This window comes from Actinomadura sp. NPDC049753 (assembly GCF_040674655.1).
GTDB lineage: Bacteria > Actinomycetota > Actinomycetes > Streptosporangiales > Streptosporangiaceae > Spirillospora > Spirillospora verrucosospora.
In genome coordinates, this window is record NZ_JBFARL010000190.1 from 1 (window position 1) to 14,982 (window position 14,982).

Here is a 14,982-nt window from a genome sequence, read left to right on the forward strand (position 1 = left end):
CGAGCACCCGCCCGCGCAGCCGCCTCCGCCACACGTGCGCGAGCGTGCCGCACGCGTCCCCGGCCGCCGCGCAGCCGGCCTGCCCGCGGTCGCCGTGCTCGCCGGCGAGGCCGCCGAGGACGACGAAGAACCCGAGGCCGGGCCGGACCGCCTGGACGAGCGCGGCGGCGCCGTCCACCTTCGTCCGGTACACCCGCGCGAACGACTCGGGCGAGGTGTCGCGGACGAGGCGGTCCCCGGCGAGGCCGGCGCCGTGGACGACGCCGTCCAGCCGCCGGTGCCGCCGGTAAACGTCGTCCACCACGGCCCGCACGGCGGCCGGCTTCCGCACGTCCGCCGCGTGGTACCGCACGGAGGCGGCGTGGCCGCTCAGGGCCGCGAGGGTCCGGCGTATCCCGCGCTCGGCGAGGAGCCTGCGGACCGTAGCCTCGATCTCGGCGGGCTGCTCCTCGCCGTGCGCCACGAGCGCCCGGCGCAGCCCGGCCTCGTCCTCGGCGCCGGGGAACTCGGGCTCCCCGTCGGGCTCCGGGGTGCGGCCCACCAGCTCGATGTGGCAGCCGCTCGTCCGGGCGAACTCCAGCGCGACCCGGGCGGTGGCGCCCCGCGCGCCCCCGGTCAGCAGGACGACGCCGTCGGGTCCGAGGTCCGGCGCGGCTGCCGCACCCCCGCCGGGCGGCCCGGCGGGGATCAGGTCCAGGGCGTTGCGCCGGCCGCTCTCGTGCCCGACCACGACCGGCGCCTCGGCGGTCAGCAGCTCGGCCAGGATCCGCTGCGCGATCGCGCGCGGGGTGTCCTTGGTGTCGACGTCCAGCGCGCGGACGAGCATCTCCGGGTACTCCCGCGCGATGGTCCGGGCCAGCCCCGCCAGGCCCGCGCCCGGCCCGGGGTCCCCGACGGCGCCGCCGCCGAACCGGTGCCCGAACGTCCCGCCGGCGCCACTGGCGAGGACGAGCCACCGCAGCCCGCCGGCCAGCGCCCGCCGGACGCCCCCGAACGCCTGCGGCAGCACGGGCCCGGCCCCCGGCCGCAGGGCCGCCAGATGGACGAGCCCGTCGCAGGGCCCGTCCACGTCCGGGGGCACGCGCACCTGCGCGCCGTGCCGCTCCAGCAGGTCGGCCAGTTCGAGCGCGACGCCGCACGCGTCGTCCACGATCAGGAACCGTTTGCCCGCGAACCCCGTCCCGGACTCCGGCGGCGCCGGCAGCGCCCCCAGTTCGACGATCCGCGGGATCTGCCGCGACACCCGCGGCGCGGGGCGGCTCCCGGAAAGGTCCGCGGCCCCCACATGGGCGGACGACCGCGCAGGAGGCGGCACGGTCATCTCGGGCACGGTCATCTCGGGCACGGTCATCTCGGGCACGGTCATCTCGGGCACGGCGGGCTCCGGGGCAGTGGACTCCGGGACAGTGGGCTCGGCGGGCTCCGGGACGGTGGGGCGCGGCTCCGCGGGCGCTTCCTCGCGGTCGTCGCCGGTGCGGGCGCGGATCACGGCGCCGGCGGCGGCGTGCACGTCCCGCCTGCCGTCGGCGGCCGGCCGCTCCTCCGCTCCGTCCCGCGCCGTGTCCCGCGCCGTGTCCCGCACCGTGTCCCGCACCGTGTCCTGCGCCGCGTCCCGCGCCGCGTCCGGGTCGGGCAGCGTCTCGCCCGGCAGGACGGGACGGGGCGCGGGGACGGACCGCGCCGCCGCGTCCCGTCCGGCCGGGGCCGCGAGGTGCCGCAGGACCACCTCGCGCTGCGCTGCGATCACCTCGCGGCTCGCGCGCAGGTACTCCAGGACGGCGGCCTCCGAGCCGCCCGGGCCGGGGCCCTCGACGCGCTCGGCGGGCCGGAGCGCGCCCGCCGGGTACGCGCCGTCGGCGGTGCGGACGGCATGGCCGTTGACGATCCAGCCGGGCGCCGGGGCGGGCTCGGCGGGCAGCGGGCGGGCGTCGCGCCCGGCGAACAGGGGCAGCGGGTCGACCGGGACGCCCGCCGCGGCCAGCTCGGCGAGCGCCCGCAGCAGCCCCGTCAGGGCGCTGCCGCCGGGGGCGTCGCAGCTCACGGCGGTGTGCGGCCGGTCCCCGAGGATCGCGGCGACCAGGCCGGTGAGGACCCGTCCGGGGCCCGCCTCGACGAAGGTGCGGGCGCCCGCCGCGTACATCGCCTCGATCTGCTCGACGAAGCGGACCGGTGCGGCGAGCTGCCCCGCGAGGGCGGCGGCCAGCTCGGACGGGTCGGTGTCGTGAGGCGCCGCCGTCGCGTTCGACCAGACCGGGAACGCGGGCGAGCGCAGGTCGCGGCCGAGCAGCTCCGCGCGCAGGCCCTCCGGCGCGGCGGCGGCGAGCGGGCCGTGGGCCGCGCACGCGGCCGGGATCCGCTCGGCGGGCAGGCCCGCCTCCGACAGGACGCGCAGCGCGCGGTCCAGTCCCGCGGAGGTCCCGGCGATCACGACCTGGCGGGGGGCGTCGTGGTGGGTCACGGCAACGTCGCCGCTCGCCCCCAACGTCTCCCCCAACGCCTCCCGCACCTGCTCCGGCGTCGCTCCCACGACCGCCGCCGCGCCCCCGCCGGGCCCGGCCGCCGCCAGGATCGCCTCGGCGCGCGCGGCGCTCAGGCCGATCATGTCGGCGTCGTCGAACACGCCGGCCGCGCAGAGCGCGACGAGTTCGCCGCAGCCGTGCCCGGCGGCGAGGTCGGGGTGCACGCCGACCGCGGTCAGCAGCCGGTGGACCGCCAGCCCGGCGATGCCGAGCGCGGGCTCCGCGACCCGCGTGTCGTCGATCTCCGCCCGGTGGCGGCGGGACTCCGACCGGGTGAACGCCGCGGGCGGGAACATCGCGGCCGCGTACCGTCCGCCGGCGTGCCGCAGCAGGCGCTGGAGGCGGGGGAACGCGACGAAGAGGTCCGCGAGCATCCCGGGCCGCTGGCCGCCCTGGCCGGGGAACAGGAACGCGACCTGCCCCGGCTTCCCGGAGGGCAGGAGGACGCCCGGCGCCGGGCGGAACGCGGCCGCGAGCGCGAGCTTGTCCCGCAGGTCCTCCAGGCTTGAGGCCACCAGCGCCGCCTGCACCGGGCCTTCCAGCGAGGCGGCGGTCCTGGCGAGGTCGCGCAGCCGGGGCCCGCCGGGCAGCAGCGCCGAGAGCCGGTCGATCCCGGCGCGGGCGGCGGAACGGTCGGCGCCGCGGATCAGGAACAGCTCGGCCGGCCACTCGTCCAGCCCGGACACCGGCTCGGGGGCGCCGTCGTAGCCGGACAGGACGGCGTGAAAGTTCGCGCCGCCGACGCCGAAGCCGCTGAGTCCCGCGAACCGTTCGCCCGGTTCGGCGGCCCACGGCCGGGCGGCGCCGCCGAACGCGAGCGGGCCGTCCGGCGTCCACTCCGGATTCGGCCGGGCGAGGTGCAGCGTCCCCGGCAGCACGCCCGTGTGCAGCGCGTACGCGGTCTTGATGAGCCCGGCGACGCCCGCGGCGCACCCGGTGTGCCCGATCTGCGACTTCACCGAGCCGAGCGTGACGCTTCCCGGCTCGGCCCCGGCGAACACCGAGGCGAGGGTCGCCAGCTCCGTCCTGTCGTCCGCCTCGGCTCCGGCGCCGTGCGCTTCGACGAGCCCCACGGAGGCGGGCGCCACGCCCGCGCGCCCGTAGGCGCGTTCGAGGGCGCGGCGCTGCCCTTCGGAACCCGGTGAGGCGAGGTCGAGGGCGCGCCCGCCGGCGGCCCCGGCGACCGACTTGACCACCGCGTAGATCCGGTCGCCGTCGCGTTCGGCGTCGTCGAGGCGCTTCAGGACGACGCATCCGATGCCCTCGCCGAGAGCGACGCCGTCGGCGGACGAGTCGAACGCGGCGCAGCGCCCGGACGGGGACAGCGCGCCCGCCGAGGCGGACAGCAGGTAGTCCTGGACGCCGGCGCGCAGGTCGGCGCCGCCGCACAGCACCATGTCGCTGGTCCCGGCGGCGAGCTCCTTGCAGGCGGCGTCGAGCGCGGCCAGCGACGAGGCTCCCGCGGCGTCCACCGTGTGGGCCGCGCCGCCGAGGTCGAGCCGGTCCGCGATCCGGCCGGCGATGACGCCGGTGAGGACGCCGGGGAAGGAGTCCGCGGTCGGGCGCGGCAGCCGCTCGTCCAGGCCCGGGGGCACCTCGCCGTAGTAGGACGGGAGCGTCGCGCGCATCGCGTACGCGGTGCCGAGGTCGCCGCCCCCGGCCGCGCCGAAGACCACCGACGTCCGGGCCCGGTCGAACGGGCGGTCGGCGTACCCGGCGTCGGCCAGCGCGCGGGACGCGACCTCCAGCGACAGGAGCTGGACCGGGTCGACGCCGCCGAGCGCGCCGGGCGGGATGCCGTGGGCGAGCGCGTCGAACGGGACGTCGGGGATGAAGCCGCCCCACTTCGACGGGGTCGCGCCCTCCCCGGACGGCGAGTAGTGGATCCGCGGGTCCCAGCGGGTGACCTCGGTGACCGCGTCGGCGCCGCCGACGATGTTCGCCCAGTAGCTCGCGGTGTCGCGGGCCCCCGGGAAGACGCAGCCCATGCCGATGACCGCGACGTCGGCCGGGCGGGCCGCGCTCGCGCTCGCCGCGGGTCCGGCGACGCCGAGCTCGGCCGCGCGGGCGGCCAGGAAGGCGGTCGCGCCCGAGGTGACCTGCTCGTGCAGGTCGGCGATCCGGGTCGGGGCCGACCGCAGCGCGGCGACCTGCCCGATCATGTAGAGGCCGTCGGCGCGCTGGACGCCGTCGTCCACTGGGGCGCCGCGTCGCAGGCCCTTGCTCGCGACGCGCAGGCGGCCGAGGTTCAGCTTCTCCAGGCGGCGCCACACCTCCCGCCGCGGCGTGCCGACCTGCTCCAGCTCGCGGCGGGTCTCCTCGAACGTCCGGACGTAGGGGGTGCGGGCGCAGCGGGTCGCGAGGCCGGGCGAGGTCTCCAGCAGGGCCGTCCCGCCGCAGCCGAGCGCGACGTCCTGGAAGCCCGGCAGGATCGCGCCGGCCGCGACCGCCTCGGCGGTGAACAGGTACGCGGTCCCCATCAGCACGCGGACGTCGGCGCCGCGTTCGGCCAGCGGCCCGGCGAGCGCGGCGACCATCGCGGCGGACCGCGCGTCGTGCACGCCGCCCGCGAACATCACCGACAGCTCGCGCGGGTCGCCGCCGAACGCCTCCAGCCGCTCGACCTGCGCGTCCCACAGCGGGAAGCTCGCGAGCGGTCCGACGTGCCCGCCGCATTCCGCGCCCTCGAACACGAATCTGCGCGTGCCCTCTGCCAGGAACCGCTCCAGCTCCACCGGCGACCGGACGTGCAGGTACGTGCGGATCCCCGCGGCATCCAGCGGCGCGGCCTCCGCCGGGCCGCCGCCCGCGATGACCGCGTAGGGCGGGGCGGCCTCGCGGATCGCGGCGAGCTGGGCCTCCCGCAGCTCCGGCGGCGCGGTCCCGAGGACGCCGACGCCCCAGGGACGCCCGCCTAGCCGGTCGGCGGTCTCGCGCAGCAGCTCCCGCACCCGGCCGGGGTCCGTCAGGGCGAGCGCGAGGAACGGCAGGCCGCCGTCCTGCGCGACGGCGCCGGCGAACGCGGACGTGTCGCTGACCTGCGTCATGGGGCCCTGCACGACGGCCGGTTCGGCGCGCGGCGCGAGCGGCTCGGAGCGCACGGCGGCCCGCAGGTGCAGGTCGATCTGCTCCCGGACGGCCCGCACCACTCCCCCGGCGGTCCTGTAGCGCCCGGCGAGCGCGGCGGCGAGCGGCGCGTCCTGCCCGACGGGCAGCGGACGCCGCTCGGCCCCGGGGGCGCCGGTCCCCGGGTGGACGCGGTGCCCGTCGACGACCGCCGTCTCGGTGCCGTCCATCGCCGACAGCCTGGCGACGATGCCGGCGGACGGCTCCGCCTCCCGGACCAGCGCGAGCTGAACGTCCAGGACGACCCCGGCCGCGCCCCCGGCCACCGCCGCCGCGGCCGAGTGCGGCCCGATCCCGCCCGCCGCGTACACCGGGACGCCCGCGTCCGCCGCGGAGCCGGCGCCCGCCAGGAGGTGCTGCAGGAGCACGAACGTGGTCGGCTCGCCGACGCGCCCGCCCGCCTCGCTGCCCCGCGCGACCAGCCCCACATCGTCGGTGATCTCCCGGGCGGCGGCGATGGCGGCGGCGGCCTCTTCCGGGTCGACCACCTCCACCAGGAGGCGGCGCCCGCGGGCGAACCCGGCGACGTCCGGCGCGCCGTCCGCCCCCGGCGCGGGCGCGCCGAGCAGCACGGGCGCGTCGACCAGGACGGTCGCGGCGGCCTCGGGGACCTCGTCCGGCCGGATCCGGCACCCGGCGGGCACGCGGACGCCGAACGGGCCTCTCCACCAGCGGCCGACGTCGGCGAGGGCGGCGAGCCCGGGCGCCCGGTCGGCGCCGAGGTCGAGCACGCCGGTGCCGCCCGCGCGGGCGACGGCGACAGCGAGATGGGGCGCGGGTCGGCCGAACGGGGCGACCCCGATGATCTCGGTCCGGGGCCGCTCGCCCCGGCCTGCGTCCCGCCCGCCCCTACCCGCCATGCACAGCCCCCCGACGTCCCGCGCGGCCCGGCGCGTGACCGGCGCGGCTCGCAACAATGGAGCGCCACACTACGGTCGGCGACGGCGTGATCACGGAGACGACACACCCGGGGGCGCGTTGATGGCGGCACGGCTAAGGAGATTGGAACGTCCCTTGACGCGCGGCGGGGGCCGGAGGTGGCCCCGGCCTGGGCCTCCCCCCGCCGCGGCCACATCGCGCATAATGGCGATCACAGTCCGTGGCGGTGTGTCGCGGACGGGCCAGGCGGGGGCGCGATGGCGACGCTGAATCCGGCGACGGGACGGTTCCGCCTCCCCGCGCGGCGGCGGGAGGCGGCGGGAGGCGGCCCGGACCCCGTGCGGGCCGCCCTCGCCCCCCTGCTCGCGGCCCATCGCGCCGCCCACCCCGGCGGCGCCCTCCCGGGAGCGGCCGAGGCCGAACTGCTGCGCGGGTACACGGTGGCGGAGCGCATGCACCGCGGGCAGCTCCGCAAGTCCGGCGCCCCGTACATCACCCATCCGCTCGCCGTCGCGCTGATCCTCGCCGGGATGGGGCTGGACACCACCACCCTGGTCGCCGCGCTTCTGCACGACACCGTCGAGGACACCCCCTACACGCTGGGTGAGGTCCGCGCCGACTTCGGCGACGAGATCGCGGTGCTGGTGGACGGCGTCACCAAGCTGGACGGCCGGCGCTGGGGCGACCGCGCCGAGGCCGAGACGTTCCGCAAGATCGTGCTGGCCGCGGCGGCGGACCTCCGGGTCCTGGTGATCAAGCTGGCGGACCGGCTGCACAACCTGCGGACGCTGCGCCACCAGCCCGAGCACAAGCGCGCCCCCTACGCCCAGGCGTCCCACGAGCTGCTGGTCCCGTTCGCGGAGCGGCTCGGCATCCACGTCCTCAAGCGGGAGATGGACGACCTCGCCTTCGCCTCCCGCGACCCCCGGGCGCACGAGGCGACGCGGCGCGCCGTCCGGGCGGCGCTGAGCGGGGCGGGCCGCACGTTCGGGCCCGCGACGGCGCTGCTGCGCCCCTCGCTCGCCGAGCACCGGGTCAGGGCGCGGGTGGAGGTCCGGCCGTCGCACCTGTACGCGGTGCACCAGTCGTTCGGCGGCGGCCTGGCCGGGCTGCGTCCGTGCGAGGCGGCGCGGCTGCTGCTGGTGGTGGACGGCGCCGAGAGCGACTGTTACATCGCGCTCGGGGCCGTGCACGCCGCGCTGCACCCGGTGGCCGGGCAGGTCCGCGACTTCATCGCGACGCCGAAGGACAACCTGTACCGGTCGCTGCACACCCGGGTGATCAGCCCGGACGGCGACCCGTTCGAAGTGATCATCCGCAGCGAGGCGATGCACCCGGTCGCCGAGTACGGCATCGTCGCGCACATCCGGGACGCGGGCCGCGACACCGGCCCCACCGTCGCCGAGCGCCGCGACCTGGTGTGGCTGAGCCGGCTGCTGGCCTGGCAGTCCGACTCGCCGTCCGGCGAGTTCCTGGACCGGCTCCGCGCCGACCTCGCCGCCGGGAACGTCGCCGCGTTCACCACCCGCGGCGACATCGTCCCGCTGCCCGCGGGCGCGACCGCGCTCGACTTCGCCTACGCGCTCGGCCCCGGCACCGGCGACCGCTGCATCGGCGCCGTCGTCAACGGCCGGCTCGCGCCCATGTCGGTGCAGATCCGCAGCGGCAACGTCGTGCAGATCCTCACCGACCCGGCCGGCTCCCCGTCCGAGGACTGGCTCGGCTTCGCCGTCTCGGTGCCCGCCCGCGTCCGCATCCAGCAGCGGCTCGCGCTGCGCCGCGCCGAGGAGGACGCCGAGGCCGGCCGGCGCCGCCTCGTCCAGGCGCTGGCGTGGCGCGGCGTCGACCTGCTCGCCGCCGAGGCGCGCTGCGACTCCCTGGCCGTCGCCCGCGACCTCGGCTACCCCGACGCCGACGCGATGTACGGGGCGCTCGGCACCGGCGCCCTCGGCCTCGACGACCTTCTGGCCCGGTTCGTCCGGCCCTGAACCGCCGATTACGCTGGTCCCGTGGTGATCACATGAGACCGTTCGAGTACGGCGTCGACGGACCGAAGGTGATCGTGGCCGGAGTGGACGGCTCCGAGACGTCGCTGCGCGCCGGCGCCTACGCGTGGGGCCTCGCGCGCCGCGCCGGCGCCCGGCTCGTCGTCGTGCACGTCGCGCCGGTCGCCTCGATGGGCACCCTCACCCCCGGCGGCGCCGCCGCGCTGCGCGAGACCGCCGAGGAGATCTCCGCGCAGATCCGCCGCGAGCTGGAGGCCGCCGCCGGGCGCGAGCAGGTCCGCTACGACTTCGTCACCGAGCTGGGCGACGCCTACACCGTGCTCGCCCGCGTCGCCGACGAGTCCCGCGCGGACGCCGTGATCGTCGGCGCGTCGGCGCAGGCCGGGCACCGGATCATCGGGTCCGTCGCCGTCCGGCTGGTCAAGGCGGGGCGGTGGCCGGTGACCGTCGTCCCCTGACCCCGGTTCGGCCGCCGCTCGCGGGGAAGGGCGGGGGAGGACGGCGGCGACCGAGGCGGAGGCGGCGATGTCGGATCCTCTCCTGACGGAGATCGGCTGGGCGGGGACGGCGCTCCGGCTGGCCGGCACCCTCAAACCCGGCGGTGCCGTCCGCGAGATCGAGCTGCTCCTGCGCGAGCGCGACGGCGACGGCCTGCTGCGCGTGCCCGCCTCGGCCCGCGAGCGGGACGGGCGCGTCGCGTTCGAGGCGGAGGTCGACGTCGCGACCCTCACCGGCGGGACCCCGCTGCCCGGCGGGCTGTGGGACGTGAGCCTGTCGGTCGGCGCGCCGATGGAGACCTCCGTCGTCCCGCTCGGCCCGGCCCGCGCGCCCGGCCTGGACGCCTCGCCCCTGCGGCGGTTCCTCCCCGACTCCTGCACGGTGATCGCCTACTTCGGCGCCGGCGGCGCCCTCGCGATCGACGTCGGCGGCCGCCCCCACGTCGCCGGATCCGTCGCGGCGGACACGCTGAGCTGGAACGAGGAGCGCGAGGAGATCGTGGTCGCCGGGCATCTGGACCTGCGGCGGAGCGGAAGGCCGATCTCCGGGACGCTGATCATGACCGAGCGCCGCTCGCGGCACGTCTACGAGGTCATCGCGATGCTGGAGGAGCGCCCGGACCGGCTCGGCTACCGGGCGGTGGTGCCCGCGACGCGGGCGTTCGTCGACGACCCGCTGCCGCGCGGGACCTGGGACGTCTCGCTGTGCCTCGGCTTCTCCGGGATGCACCGCGAGGTGCGGCTGCTGGCTCCGGACGAGCCGGTGGACGTCCAGGTGTGGCGGCGCCTGCGGCACGTCCGGGTCGTCTCCACCGCGGCTCCCGGCCCGCTGACGATCACGGTCGGTCGCGTCTGAACGGGCGGTCCCACGGGGACTGCCGGGACGTCGCCGCGACCACCGCGCACAGCAGCGCCACCACCGCCGACCCGCCGGCCAGGTTGATCGCGGACGTGGCGAGCGCCGCGTCGAGCCGGGCGTGCAGGGTGAGCGGCAGGATCGTCAGCAGCACGACCGCGATCCCGCCGATCCAGGCGAACGCCCGGACCGGGCGCGCCGCCGACGACAGCAGCAGGTGCATCAGCGCGGTGGCCTGGATGACCGCCGCCGCGGCGCACAGCGCGTAGCTCGTCGCGGCGGGCGCCGCCGCGGTGTGCCCGCCCGCGAACACCGGCACCTCGACGCCGAACGCCGACCGCAGCCCGATCGTCACCGCGAACGCCGCGCCCCCGCCGACCAGCGCGGCGGAGACGCCCGTCCACCACAGCGGGCGCAGCGGCGCGCCGGAGCCCTCCCTGGAGATCTCCTCGTGCAGCGCGACGAAGTCCTCGTACCGTCTGGGCGGCGCCTCCATCGGCCGCCGCCGCGCCGCGGAAGGGCAGCGGAACGAACGTTCCCACGGCCGTGGCGCTGGGCGGCCGGCGTGCCTGCCCGGCAGGCCTCCGGAGTTCCGCCCGAAGGATGAGTCGGGCATGTTCCCTCCCCCGGTGCGACGTAGGTGTGCTACCCGGCGCCGCAGGAAGGAACTCGCCCAACCTCACCATTTTGCAGATGTTTGGCCGCGTTCCCCCTTATGGCAGAACACGGCGGATCCCCGGGAAGCCGCACTTCCCGGGGATCCGTCTCGTCGGATTCGTCAGACCAGGCCGGCCTTCTCCAGCGCCGCGCAGCAGGTGCCCGTGATCAGGCGGGTCACCACGTACGGGTCGACGTTGGCGTTCGGGCGGCGGTCCTCGATGTAGCCCTTCTTGTCCACCTCGACCTGCCACGGGATCCGCACCGAGGCGCCGCGGTTCGACACGCCGTAGCTGAACTCGCTCCACGGGGCGGTCTCGTGCATGCCGGTCAGCCGCCGCTCGATGTCGGCGCCGTACCCGGCGACGTGCTCCTGCGCCTTCTCGGCGAGCGCCTCGCACGCCGCGATGATCGCGTCGTAGCCCTCGCGCATGGCCTTGGTCGAGAAGTTGGTGTGCGCGCCGGCGCCGTTCCAGTCGCCCTCGACCGGCTTCGGGTCGAGGGTGGCGGACACGTCGTGCTCCTCGGCGATGCGGTACAGCAGCCACCGGGCGATCCACAGGTGGTCGCCGACCTCGATCGTCCCCGCCGGGCCGATCTGGAACTCCCACTGGCCGGGCATGACCTCGGCGTTGATGCCGGAGATCTTCAGCCCCGCCGCGAGGCAGGCGTCCATGTGCTGCTCGACGATGTCGCGGCCGAAGACCTCGTCCGAGCCCACACCGCAGTAGTAGAAGCCCTGCGGGGCCGGGTAGCCGCGCTCCGGGAAGCCGAGCGGGCGACCGTCCTTGAAGAAGGTGTACTCCTGCTCGATGCCGTACCAGGAGTCCTGCGCCGCGTACTGCTCGGCCACGGGCCGCAGTTTGGCGCGGGTGTTGGTCTCGTGGGGCGTGCCGTCCACGAGGTACACCTCGCACAGCACCAGCTTGTTGTCGCCGCCCCGGATCGGGTCAGGACAGGAGAAGACCGGCTTGAGCACGCAGTCCGAGTGGTCGCCGGGCGCCTGGTTCGTGCTGGACCCGTCGAACCCCCAGTCCGGCAGCTCGGCGCCGTCGGCGAGGATCCTCGTCTTCGACCGCAGCCGCGCGGTCGGCTCGGTGCCGTCGATCCAGATGTACTCGGCCTTGTAGCTCAACGTCGGTCCCTTCGTTCGCTGCCGGGCCTTTGCGGGTTCGGCCTCACAGAACGTGCCAACCGGGCATTTCGCGTCTGTTGCCCATTTGTGAACGGCGTGTAACACGCGAGAAGACCTGCTGAGACGTTGCTCACACCAGCGCCGCACGGCCGCTCGCCCCGCCGTCCCCACCGCGCGTCACGCCGCACGGACACCGCCACCGACCACCCAAATCGGTATTAAATGACCTATAGAATGGCGTGCCGCCATTTATCGGGCGCTTCCCGCTCACTTGGCGAAACCCTCGGACGTTTCTTTACTTCTCTCACACCCGGCCGCGCCCTCTCTTCTGTTCAAGATGAGCGAGGACGCACCACTCCGGCGCGTCCCCACCATTGGCAACAGAACGGGGAAAAAGGATGAGGCGGACTCTCGCGGCCTCGCTCGGTACGGCCGTCGCGCTGGCGGGGCTGGCATCCTTCGCACCGGCCGGGCACGCCGCCGACGGCGGCGGCAAGGACGGGCGGATCCACATCGTGCGACCGGGCCACTCGATCCAGAAAGCCGTCGACCGCGCACGGCCCGGCGACGTCATCCGGCTCAAGGCCGGGGCCTACGAGGGCGGCGTCCTCGTCCGCAAGCCCCTGACCATCGTGGGGGAGGGCGACAGGACCGTGCTCCACCCGGGCCGCAAGGACCACTGCGCCAAGGCTGGGGCGGCGGGCATGGGCATCTGCGTGGTCGGGCACCGCAAGCACCTGGTCAGGGACGTCTCGATCCTGAACCTGACCGTCCGGGGCTTCAAGGAGACCGGCGTCTACGGCCTGTACACCGACCGCCTGACCGTCGAACACGTCCTCGCGGCGCGCAACGGCGAGTACGGCATCACGGAGTTCCACTCGACCCGCGGCCGCTTCGTCAGGAACCGGGCCGTCGACAACGCCGCCGATGCGGGCCTCTACGTCGGCGACATCGAGAACGCGCACGGCACCGTCGTCGCCTACAACCACGCCTCGGGCAACGCGCTCGGCCTGCTGGTCCGGCACGCCCGCCACGTCTACGCCTGGGGGAACGACCTCGTCGGCAACTGCACCGGGGCGGCGCTCGTCAACGACGACCAGAAGGGCGGCCAGGGCGACACCAAGCTCTGGAGGAACAGGATCTGGAAGAACAACCGGTCCTGCGCGCAGCACGAGGACGTGCCGCCGCTCGGCGGCACCGGCGTCCTCGTCTTCGGCGGCGACCACAACACGATCGAGCGGAACGCCGTGCTCGACAACCGGGGCACGCTGCCCTACTCCGGCGGCATCGTGCTGTTCCCCAGCCCGAAGGGCCAGCCCGCCCGCCACAACCTGATCAAGCAGAACCTCGTCAAGGGCAACGCGCCGTTCGACCTGGTCGACAGGAGCGGCAGCAGGACCAACCGCTTCATCGACAACAAGTGCCGTACCTCGAACCCGCGCGGCCTCTGCTGACGTCGCCGCGAAGACCCCGCTCCCCCGTCCGGGAGCGGGGTCTTCTCACTCCGGCGCCTCCCCGCCGCGCAGGAACCGCTCCCCGAGCGGCGTCAGCGCGTGGTGCACCGTCTTGCCCCGGCGCTCGCTGGTGAGCAGGCCCGCGCCGCGCAGGGCGGTGGCGTGCTGGGAGGCGGACGCCGCGCTGACCCCGAGCCGGGCCGCCAGCGTCCCGGTCGTGAGCTCCCCGTCCGCGCCGACCAGCCGGATCACGGCGGCCCGGGTCCGGCCGAACACCTGCGGCAGGGTGTCGCCCGTCCCGCTCAGCGGCCGGGACGAGGGGACCACCACGGTCGCCGGGCCGTCCCCGCCGACCAGCACGCGCGGACCGGTGACGAACACCGAGGGCATCAGCAGCAGCCCGCGCCCGCCGAGGCGGACGTCGCCGTCGCGCAATGTCTCGATCTCCAGGACCGGGGACGTCCAGCGGACCGCGGGATGCAGGCTCCCCAGCAGGCCTCCGATCCCGTCGCGGGCCATCGTCCGGGCGTGCCGGGCCGCCTCGGCGCACAGGAGGTCGCTGAGGCCGGACCAGGAGTCCTCCAGCGCGACCCGGTGGAAGTCGCGGAGCCCGCGGACGAGCGTCCGCATGGTCTCCCCGTCGCCGCCGGCGAGGCGGGGCAGCCACGGGACCGGCGGCCGCGGACCGTAGGACCGCTCCAGCTCCTCGCGGATCCGCCGGGCGGGCGTCGAGGCGACGGCGTCGAGTTCCGGCTCGAACCCCGGTACGAGCGTGTACGGCGTCAGGAAGTCGGGGACCCAGCGCCCGGGCGGCACCAGGTCGAGCAGCAGGCGGGACGGGCCGGTGAGCCGTGCGCGCGTCCGCGACCGCCACGGGCCGGGAATCGGCTCCGGCCCGACGCCGCGCAGGGCCTGGGCGCCGAGAACGGTCTGGGCGAGCGGCGAGAGGCCCGGGGTGATGCGGATCCGGGTGAGGTCCTCATAGTCGAGCCAGAGCCGCAGCATGGGTCGGAGAATACGACATTTAACCTATTTCTTAAATCATTGCACTCGCTGCGGAACGTACTGGAAGGTGCGGGTCATGAATCGACTCCGCCTGTTCTGCCGCACCGTTCCGCTGATGGTGCTCGCCGCGTTGACCGCGGTCGCCCTCCCCGTCCGCGCCGACGACGGCACGAGCGTGCGCGAGGGCGACATCAACGGAGTCCCCTACCGCGTCGAGGTCCCCGCCCGCTGGAACGGGACGCTCCTGCTGTGGAGCCACGGCGCGTACAGCCTGGAGTACCCCGCGCCCTCGGAGATCTCGCTGACGAACCACCCGGCCACGAAGCAGTGGCTGCTGGACCACGGGTACGCGCTGGCGGCCTCCCAGCTCCGCGTGTCGCGCGGCTGGGGGGTGGTCGAATCCGGGCTCAGGGACCAGATCGACCTGCTCGACTGGTTCACCGCGAACGTCGGGAGGCCCAGGCGCACCGTCTCCACCGGCTCCTCCGCCGGCGGACTGACCTCGGTGCTCCTCGCGGAGCGCAACCCCGGCCGCTTCGCCGGGGCGGCCTCCCTCTGCGGGGTGCTCGGCGGCACGACGGGCCACTTCAACAGCGCCCTCGACACCAACTACGCGATCAAGACACTGCTGGCGCCCGACCTGGAACTGGTGCGCGTCAAGGACCCGCAGGCCAACACCTCGGGCGCCCGCCGCGCCCTCGGGACCGCCCTCGGCACCCCCGGCGGGCGCGCCCGCCTCGCCCTCGCCGCCGCCCTCGCCGACATCCCCGGAGACGTCGAAGCCGTAGAGGGCGACGGTGTCGCCGTCGGCGTTGCGGAAGGCTCCGGGTTGGAGGGACTGCCAGCCG

The 14,982-nt window shown here is 76.0% G+C and carries 9 protein-coding genes; 5 read left to right on the plus strand and 4 right to left on the minus strand.

Annotation, left to right across the window (positions count from 1 at the left end; translation table 11 throughout):
* Nucleotides 1–6,505: SDR family oxidoreductase (locus AB0K37_RS33310; RefSeq protein ID WP_363987758.1), on the minus strand; the 6,505-nt coding region annotated here is incomplete at its 3' end.
* A gap of 276 nt (nt 6,506–6,781) precedes the next feature.
* Between AB0K37_RS33310 and AB0K37_RS33315 the strand changes: the two genes are divergently transcribed.
* The 3 genes from AB0K37_RS33315 (at nt 6,782) to AB0K37_RS33325 (ending at nt 9,883) form a co-directional block, all read left to right on the plus strand.
* Nucleotides 6,782–8,512, plus strand: a complete 1,731-nt coding sequence (locus AB0K37_RS33315) for an HD domain-containing protein (protein WP_363987760.1) — start codon at nt 6,782–6,784, stop codon at nt 8,510–8,512.
* Between the two features lie 32 nt (nt 8,513–8,544).
* Nucleotides 8,545–8,988, plus strand: coding sequence for a universal stress protein (locus tag AB0K37_RS33320; RefSeq protein WP_363987762.1), 444 nt, complete (start codon nt 8,545–8,547; stop codon nt 8,986–8,988).
* A 67-nt stretch (nt 8,989–9,055) separates the two neighbouring features.
* Entirely contained in the window at nt 9,056–9,883 is an 828-nt protein-coding gene (locus AB0K37_RS33325; RefSeq protein WP_363987764.1) for a hypothetical protein, read from the plus strand.
* On the opposite strand, the gene AB0K37_RS33330 is transcribed toward AB0K37_RS33325, so the two are convergent.
* Nucleotides 9,864–10,379, minus strand: coding sequence for a hypothetical protein (locus tag AB0K37_RS33330; RefSeq protein WP_363987766.1), 516 nt, complete (start codon nt 10,377–10,379; stop codon nt 9,864–9,866). The genes AB0K37_RS33325 and AB0K37_RS33330 overlap by 20 nt on opposite strands.
* A gap of 282 nt (nt 10,380–10,661) precedes the next feature.
* A complete protein-coding gene (gene glnII / locus AB0K37_RS33335; protein ID WP_363987768.1) occupies nt 10,662–11,675 on the minus strand; it encodes a glutamine synthetase GlnII in 1,014 nt (337 codons plus the stop codon).
* A 398-nt stretch (nt 11,676–12,073) separates the two neighbouring features.
* Here glnII and AB0K37_RS33340 point away from each other — a divergent pair, with 398 nt between their 5' ends.
* The gene (locus tag AB0K37_RS33340) at nt 12,074–13,129 is read left to right on the plus strand and encodes a right-handed parallel beta-helix repeat-containing protein (protein ID WP_363987770.1); all 1,056 of its coding nucleotides are present in this window, start codon (nt 12,074–12,076) and stop codon (nt 13,127–13,129) included.
* Between the two features lie 45 nt (nt 13,130–13,174).
* On the opposite strand, the gene AB0K37_RS33345 is transcribed toward AB0K37_RS33340, so the two are convergent.
* Nucleotides 13,175–14,134, minus strand: a complete 960-nt coding sequence (locus AB0K37_RS33345; RefSeq protein ID WP_363987772.1) for a helix-turn-helix domain-containing protein — start codon at nt 14,132–14,134, stop codon at nt 13,175–13,177.
* A gap of 76 nt (nt 14,135–14,210) precedes the next feature.
* Between AB0K37_RS33345 and AB0K37_RS33350 the strand changes: the two genes are divergently transcribed.
* The coding region (locus AB0K37_RS33350; RefSeq protein WP_363987774.1) for a prolyl oligopeptidase family serine peptidase at nt 14,211–14,982 on the plus strand (772 nt) is incomplete at its 3' end.

Bases quoted from the DNA above. Each gene is read 5' to 3' on its own strand.
- AB0K37_RS33340 (WP_363987770.1), top strand. From the start codon at position 12,074: ATGAGGCGGACTCTCGCGGCCTCGCTCGGTACGGCCGTCGCGCTGGCG.
- AB0K37_RS33330 (WP_363987766.1), bottom strand. From the start codon at position 10,379: ATGGAGGCGCCGCCCAGACGGTACGAGGACTTCGTCGCGCTGCACGAG.
- AB0K37_RS33345 (WP_363987772.1), bottom strand. From the start codon at position 14,134: ATGCTGCGGCTCTGGCTCGACTATGAGGACCTCACCCGGATCCGCATC.
- AB0K37_RS33325 (WP_363987764.1), top strand. From the start codon at position 9,056: ATGTCGGATCCTCTCCTGACGGAGATCGGCTGGGCGGGGACGGCGCTC.
- AB0K37_RS33320 (WP_363987762.1), top strand. From the start codon at position 8,545: ATGAGACCGTTCGAGTACGGCGTCGACGGACCGAAGGTGATCGTGGCC.
- AB0K37_RS33315 (WP_363987760.1), top strand. From the start codon at position 6,782: ATGGCGACGCTGAATCCGGCGACGGGACGGTTCCGCCTCCCCGCGCGG.